Source organism: Pseudomonas sp. SIMBA_068 (genome assembly GCF_046534705.1).
In the GTDB taxonomy this organism is placed as follows: Bacteria; Pseudomonadota; Gammaproteobacteria; order Pseudomonadales; family Pseudomonadaceae; genus Aquipseudomonas; species Aquipseudomonas putida.
On the sequence record NZ_JAWRYI010001675.1, the window covers coordinates 1 to 235 of the forward strand.

Consider the following 235-nt stretch of genomic DNA (forward strand, 5'->3'; position numbering starts at 1 on the left):
CAATCGGCACAGCATCTGAATGAAATAGCTTATCGGCATCGCGCACGTAGTCTGGTGAGCGGATACGAGCGATGCGATTAGGGGTGTTGAAAAGTGAGTAGGCTACCTGGCAGGCAACCATATTGGTTTCATCTGAACTGGTTACAGCAACCAGCATATCGGCGTCGTCGGCACCTGCCTCCCGCAATACGCGTGGATGAGAGCCATGCCCCTGCACGACCCGCAGGTCAAATTT

Annotated in this window: 1 protein-coding gene; it reads right to left on the minus strand. The window is 54.0% G+C overall.

All coding sequences use genetic code 11. The features are described 5' to 3' along the window. The coding region (locus SB756_RS35440; protein ID WP_410913928.1) for an NAD-binding protein at positions 1–235 on the minus strand (235 nt) is incomplete at both ends.